The following is a 7,119-nucleotide window of genomic DNA, read 5'->3' as shown; positions in this document are numbered from 1 at the left end:
CCCTTTATTAGGATTTAAAATAAAAAATAAGTAAAGAAGAGTTAATAATTTAATTAAAAATAAGTATATAAAATTAAAATATGAATGGATTATTAAAAAAAGGATAAAGGAAAGATAATAATAAAAATAAAGATTTATTCTGTTGTTAATTTTAGTTGTGTTTATTGTATTATGTTTGTTATATTTTGCAAAAATACAATTATCATATTTATTTACTCTTTAAGTAAATTATTAGTTTTACTGTTCTATTTTATTAGATTAGTGTGTTATTATTTTTTTTATATTTATTCACTGATATTTTAGTGTTTTTTTAGTGGATATTGTATTGTTTTTAGTTATAGTTAAAGTAAAGTGTTTATAAAACCCATTTTTAATATTATTATTTTATTTTTCAAAAGAATTCCTTTTTTTAATCATTAATAAATGTATTCTTTAGTTAATGTAATTATTTTTTTTCTAATATAAATATAATAAAAGAATTATAATAAAAGTGAAAAAATATATTAAAATTAACAACTATAATAAAAAAAGAAAAAAACAATTAAATTTTTTATTATAAACTCAAAAAAATATGGTACGTGAATAAGAATGGATAAAATAGCAGAATACCAAATACAAGATATGCAAAATCCTGAAAATAAGATATCAGTAACAATCAAAATAACAACAATAGGATTTCCAGTAGATGAAAAACTAGAATATGAACAAGAAGGTGAATGGTATGAAGATATAACTAAGATAAGTCGAACATATGAAGATTTAGACTTAGAAGATGAATGGGAAAGCTTCCAATCAAGATTACTACCATTTTTATCAGATGGAAATCTAAGAATAATACTTGATATAATAGATGAAAATGACACATACTATAATGATAAATACAAACTAAAAACTGATGTATTGTCTGTAAAAATAAAAGATACACAATAATAAATCATATAAAAAAAATTCCTTCTTTTATACTTTTTTTTAATATTTTATTCTAATTTATGATAAAAATAATAAATAACTTCTAATAAAATTAAACATTATATAAATAATACTTTGTAATATTAATACTAATTCTAATGAAAAATAATCAAGGATACATAACAACAACACTAATACTGCTTATGATAATACCAGCTCTCATGATTATACTAATAACACTAGATCAAAACCAACACCACACACAACAAACAAGCACACAAATAGAAAATGATAAACTAACAAAAACAACACAAACATATAAAGATGAAATAACACAACAAACACAAAAAGCAGTATCTGAAGTAACACAAAATCAAACACAAACAAAAAAACCACTAAAAGATGCAAAACAAACAATAAAACAACAACTACAAAAAAATCTAAATACAAAAACACAACAATACCAAAAAACACATAACATACAAATAGAATGCATAATAAATCAAGTTAAACAAACAAATGACCCATTTAAAATAGAAATAAACTACACAATAAATGCAGCAAATAAAAAAAGTCAAATAACACAAACAACATCACAACAAGTAACACTAGAAAATAATAAATACCCAATATATGATCCACAACCATTTCTAAAAGCAAAAGTAATAAAACAACAAAATATAGTACGATACAAAACCAATACTAACTTAACATCCACATATAATGATGCATACTCAGGATACATAATACATAAATGTCCATATTCAGATTATCATGAACATGCAAATAGTAATCAAACATTTAATTACTGTCTTAAAAATCACTACTATCATATAAGTCATGATGGATTATGTCTATTTTGTCGTATGGAAAATCAGACAACATGTCCACATAATGGTCTTGAAACATTCATAATACCAGTATTTAAAACACAAAAAGCAATCACATCAATAGATCATGTACTATTTAACCAGACAAACCAATATAACGGACAATACACACAGATAGATGACACTACATATCTCTACCTTGATAAAGGACATAAAAACAAGTACGGATTATTATGAAAACACATGGTCAACTAATAATAACAGATCTATTATTATACATCATAATAATTACCCTCATAACAGGAATAATAATAGGATTTACATATAATATAAATGAAAAACAATCAAACACACTAAATCATCATGAAATAGACACAATAGCACAAAATACAATAAACACACTAACCATGAATACAGGAACACCCACAAACTGGCAAGATAAAAATACAGACAACATAATAATAGGACTAAAACACGATGAAAACCATTCAAAACTAAGTTATACTAAAATAGAAAAACTTAAAAAAAATCCACAACTAATACAACAACTAATACCTAATAATCTAAATTATGAACTAACACTAGAAAATAGTACACATACAATAATACTTACAAAAAATACACCAGATTTAAATAAAACCAATATCTACGTTAAAAGCAAGCCTGTTAAAATAGACTATGATATAAACATAACAAGTATAAATTCAAATAAAAACAACACAACATGTCCACTTAAACATAATAGTAACTATAACTGCATTCCATACACAATAAATCATGAAAAACTAAAAAATGGAAAATACTACCTGGTATCTGACATCCAACAAGAATGTATTATAACAAATACATATGATGATGAAATTAAACTTAAAACAAACAACAATAACCCAATAAATGATGAAATTACTAAATTAACTAGAAATGAAAATCAAACAATCTACATCCACACACAAAATAACAACAACACATACCTCATATATGATACACATAACATAAAACCAACATATAACATGATAAATGATGAAAATTATATCTTAAAACTAAAAATATACTAATTTCTTCATCTTTTTTTTCTTTTTGTTTTAAATATGATGAAAAACAAATATATAATATAATGGATAACATAAAAGTTAAAACAATACTTAGAAACTACATAGTTTTAATTATAGGATTATTCATAATGTCATGGGGTGTATGTTTATCAGTACGATGTAACCTAGGAACAACACCAATATCAGCAATTCCAAATGTATTATCATTTGCAACAGATATTTCACTTGGAACCTTGACAATAATCTTCAACGCATTATTACTTTTAATACAAATACTTATACTAAGATCAAAATTTCCAAGAATACAACTTTTTCAATTAGTTGTAACAACAATCTTTGGATACTTTATAGATTTTGCTTTATCACTAACAACAAATCTAATACCACAAAATACAACAGAACAAATATTATTATGTATACTTGGATGTTTTGTAATAGCTTTAGGAGTATTTTTTGAGGTAAACTCACATGCTGTAATACTACCAGGAGAAGGAGTATCAATAGCTATATGTACTGTAAGTTCAATAAAATTTGAGAAAATGAAAGTGATATTTGACTCAACTAATGTTATAATAGCTGTAATAATATCATTATACTATTTTGGAGGATTTGTTGGTGTAGGAATGGGAACAATACTTGCAGGAATTGTAGTGGGATATATAATACGATTCTATAAAAAAATAGCCCTAATGATACTTGGTAAAAATGAGGATAATCCTGTAACAAACTAAAAAATAATCCTAATTTTATTTTTTTTTTATAAGAAAATAAACTATTTTTCACATACTATTATAATTACTTATTTTATCAGATTTTTGCTTATGAAAATACTACTTATTTATGAAAAAAAAGTTAGATAATTTAGAATTTTTAAAATACTAAATAAATACATTAACTAATATTAATAAATATTATAATTAGATTTTAAAATTATTTTACATAAAGACGTGAAACACTATGAAATGTCCAGTTTGTGAACATGAAAATGATCCCATAGCTACCCGGTGTAGTGTATGTGGAGAAGAGCTTCAAAAAGATGAAGCAAATACAACTACTGATGAAGTACTTGTAGTACAATCATCAAAAGATAATCAACAAGATAATATAGAATATACACCAACACCACAAGATAATCACGACTCACAATTTGATAAACAACAATATGTACAACAACACCCACAACAAATACAACAACAGCAACAAGAATACTTTGGAGAACCACCAATTAATCAACAACAACAAGGATATCAACAACAAGGTTATAATCAGGGATACCAACAACAAGGATATCAACAACAAGGTTATAATCAAGGATATCAACAACCAGGATATAATCCTAATCAAAGACCAATTCATAAAAAAAGTAAAGTAATAGCATTTATTCTAGCATTTCTTATTGCAGGTGCAGGTTATTGTTACTTAAATGAATGGGGAAAAGGAGTAATGATATTTTTAATATGTCTAGTTTGTGGAGTTTTTGGAATATTTACTCTTTTTATTTCAACAATTATAGGATTAATTATATGGATTTACACATTAATTGATGTATTTGGAGAAGTAGACAAATATAATCGTGGAGAAATATACTAAGATTATTGGTATTAAAAATTAAAACTTAAACTCCTAAAACTTTATTTTTTTTTAAGAACTTATCTCTTTTTTTTCATACTTTTTTTTATTATTTTCCTCTAAGTTATAAGTTATATGTTATTAAGTAAATAGTAATAAGTTATAATATTATCTGTGTAAAACGCTTATAAGGTGCTTTATTTACTGATTTGGCTATGTTTTATTTTTATAAGTTAGTTTATTATTAGTTATAAGTTTTTAGTTATTACTTATAATTTTTTCAAATATTTTAATTTAAAAAAAAGGCTAATTTTCATAAAATTATACAAAAGTTATGGGTAAAAAAAAGGGGGTAAAGTAAGGGGAGTTTATGGTGTTAGACGTTTGTATATTTGTGAATCTCCATTATCATAAATTTTACTTGACTTATTTATTCCTTCATCTAGTGGAATGTATTCACCATTTCCATATAAAAATGTGGTATGTTTCACGTTATGCGAGCGTAAAAACAGATAACTTCCAGGTTCCATTTCTGACATATTTTTTGGATTTGTTGTTCGTATGTCATTAAGCCAGTAAAGTAGTATGTTACTAAATGCATCAGAAAATACTGTGTCATTATCATCATTTGTTTTATAATGTCCAAACCAGGATACTGCTTCATATTCTCCTTGGCTAAATATTGGTGCATCTATTGTATTATCAAGTGGTAGAGTTGAACTTTGTCCAACTTCTAAGTCTATTAGTCCTGTATTTAGTATGAAGAATATTACAAGAAAGATTCCAATTATCTTCATTGTTGTACGGGTTCGTGTTTTAATATCTATTTTTCGTATTAGTGATAATGCAGAGTTACTAATATGATATAATCCTATTATACAAAATGGTGCTAGTACCACAAATGTTACTTCATATATTCTTTGTAAGCTAAGTTGTCCTCTGAATGCTGGTATGTAAAGTCCACATGCAAGTATTATCAAATTAAAGAGTCCAAATGCATTGTATTCTTTTGTAAAATGATAATAATTTGGTCGTATTATATTCATAATATATCCAATAAGAATAAAGTATACTGAAAATAGTATTACACGTTGTGCATTAATACTAACAATATCCATGAATCTAAATGGCCACCAGATTTGAAGAAATGCAAGTATTGTAACAAATACAATAAGTTCTTGTTTTCGTCTTAAACTAAGATGTTTAAGTTTATCTTTAAATGTATGTAAGATATTGTATGATTTAATATCATCTATATCTCGATCTTTTGATATTTTCTTAAATATCTTATATAGTAGTACTAGAAGTATTAATGCTCCACCAATAGCTGCTAGTATTATCATTGGATTTATTGATACTATTGAATTTACATTTTTTGTAACAATTCTAAGTGCATCAAATAGTGATGCTATAGCTTTACTATCAGATGTTAGGCTATAATAAACTATGATAACACCAATAAAGAATATTGATATGGGAAGACTTATTGTCTGATTTTTTACTTTAAAATATTTACCAAAGTATTTATGTGTTGCTCCAAGTTTGATAAGTATTGTATTTAGTATGTTTCCAAAGCTACTTCCAAGAATATCAAGTGTTATTATTGTAGCAAGTAGTACAAACATGAATAGATATGTTACACTATAATGTGAAAAGATAAGTCCTACACCAAATATCATATATAGGAATTTTCTCTTATTTTGAGGTATTTTACGATCTATCATAAGCCATACAAGTAGTACTAAGAATATTTCTGCTATTTGTTGACGTGCCATTTGCACCATCCAACCATAAGAAAAACCATTATAAGCAATGAAAAAGAATGCTGCTAAAAATGCAATTTTAGGTCCTGTATGGTTTTCAAATATCTTATATAGTCCTATGCTTATTAGTGAAAATAGGAATGGATAGATGAATTTTAAAATCCATGTAAGTGTCATGCCTGATAGTTTGTTAAATATTGGTCCAAACATTACTACACTAAGCATTGAATTATATGCATGTGGCCACATGTAATCCCAGATACCATTTTTAATAACATATGTTGCAAACTGGTATTCAAAGAATATGTCATAACCCCATATGTGATTTGAGATTAGTACACTGTAATATAGTAGTGATATTGCTATTGAAAAGATTGCAATATGATAGTATTCACGTTTAAGATATCCCCATGCCATTGCTAGTATTATGATACATATTAGTATTAGAAGTAGTATTTGAATATAGTTAACTTTGTAGTATTGAAGAGTATATGCTCCAATTATTGCAATTAGTGGAAGAATACATAGACATAGGAATTGGTTTGATGTAAGTAGTTCTATGCTGAGTTTTGATGAGCTTTCAGATGAAAAGTCACGATCAAAATAGTATGCTCCAAGAAGTAGTAGCATGTTATATACTGTAAATGTAGAAAGTAGTGGTATAACTTCTATTGGATGATGTATTCCAAAGTTTGGATATACTTGGTTCATAAATAGTCCCACTGATATTACTGAGAAAATACTCAGACCCACACTAAGTAGGACTGTGAATGTATTACCAAGATCATGAAGTTTCAGTACTCTTAGTATTATAACTCCTGGGATAAATCCAAGATAAAGTAGTGTTATAATATCATTAAATATTGGGATGTGATTTCTGCTTTTTGATATGAATCCTACAATCCACATTAATACTTGTATAAATATTACTGTTATTGCAAAACTTTTAAAGTCCCAATCATTTAATGTAAATATGTTTTTAATCTTCATAATTAT

General features: G+C 25.6%; 6 protein-coding genes. 5 read left to right on the top strand and 1 reads right to left on the bottom strand.

Translation table 11 applies throughout. The features are described from left to right. Positions 1-588 precede the first annotated feature (588 nt). The 5 genes from MSCUN_RS06260 (at position 589) to MSCUN_RS06240 (ending at position 4,381) form a co-directional block, all read left to right on the top strand. Entirely contained in the window at positions 589-930 is a 342-nt protein-coding gene (locus MSCUN_RS06260; protein WP_095608288.1) for a hypothetical protein, read from the top strand. Between the two features lie 137 nt (positions 931-1,067). Continuing rightward, on the top strand, positions 1,068-1,976 hold the full coding sequence (locus MSCUN_RS06255) for a hypothetical protein (protein ID WP_095608287.1): 909 nt from the start codon (positions 1,068-1,070) through the stop codon (positions 1,974-1,976). Further along, a complete protein-coding gene (locus MSCUN_RS06250; protein WP_095608286.1) occupies positions 1,973-2,794 on the top strand; it encodes a hypothetical protein in 822 nt (273 codons plus the stop codon). Before MSCUN_RS06255 ends, MSCUN_RS06250 begins: the two co-directional genes overlap by 4 nt. Before the next feature lie 59 nt (positions 2,795-2,853). Beyond that, positions 2,854-3,522: a YczE/YyaS/YitT family protein gene (locus tag MSCUN_RS06245; RefSeq protein ID WP_095608285.1), complete on the top strand. Its 669-nt coding sequence runs from the start codon at positions 2,854-2,856 to the stop codon at positions 3,520-3,522. A gap of 226 nt (positions 3,523-3,748) precedes the next feature. Further along, on the top strand, positions 3,749-4,381 hold the full coding sequence (locus MSCUN_RS06240; RefSeq protein WP_095608284.1) for a TM2 domain-containing protein: 633 nt from the start codon (positions 3,749-3,751) through the stop codon (positions 4,379-4,381). A 347-nt stretch (positions 4,382-4,728) separates the two neighbouring features. Here MSCUN_RS06240 and MSCUN_RS06235 read toward each other — a convergent pair whose 3' ends face one another. Next, positions 4,729-7,113, bottom strand: a complete 2,385-nt coding sequence (locus tag MSCUN_RS06235; RefSeq protein WP_095608283.1) for a DUF2206 domain-containing protein — start codon at positions 7,111-7,113, stop codon at positions 4,729-4,731. Positions 7,114-7,119: the final 6 nt, after the last annotated feature.

The organism is Methanosphaera cuniculi, assembly GCF_003149675.1.
Taxonomy (GTDB): Archaea; Methanobacteriota; Methanobacteria; order Methanobacteriales; family Methanobacteriaceae; genus Methanosphaera; species Methanosphaera cuniculi.
This window is presented reverse-complemented; position numbering and strand designations above follow the sequence as displayed.

Bases quoted from the DNA above. Each gene is read 5' to 3' on its own strand.
- MSCUN_RS06260 (WP_095608288.1), top strand. From the start codon at position 589: ATGGATAAAATAGCAGAATACCAAATACAAGATATGCAAAATCCTGAA.
- MSCUN_RS06255 (WP_095608287.1), top strand. From the start codon at position 1,068: ATGAAAAATAATCAAGGATACATAACAACAACACTAATACTGCTTATG.
- MSCUN_RS06250 (WP_095608286.1), top strand. From the start codon at position 1,973: ATGAAAACACATGGTCAACTAATAATAACAGATCTATTATTATACATC.
- MSCUN_RS06245 (WP_095608285.1), top strand. From the start codon at position 2,854: ATGGATAACATAAAAGTTAAAACAATACTTAGAAACTACATAGTTTTA.
- MSCUN_RS06240 (WP_095608284.1), top strand. From the start codon at position 3,749: ATGAAATGTCCAGTTTGTGAACATGAAAATGATCCCATAGCTACCCGG.
- MSCUN_RS06235 (WP_095608283.1), bottom strand. From the start codon at position 7,113: ATGAAGATTAAAAACATATTTACATTAAATGATTGGGACTTTAAAAGT.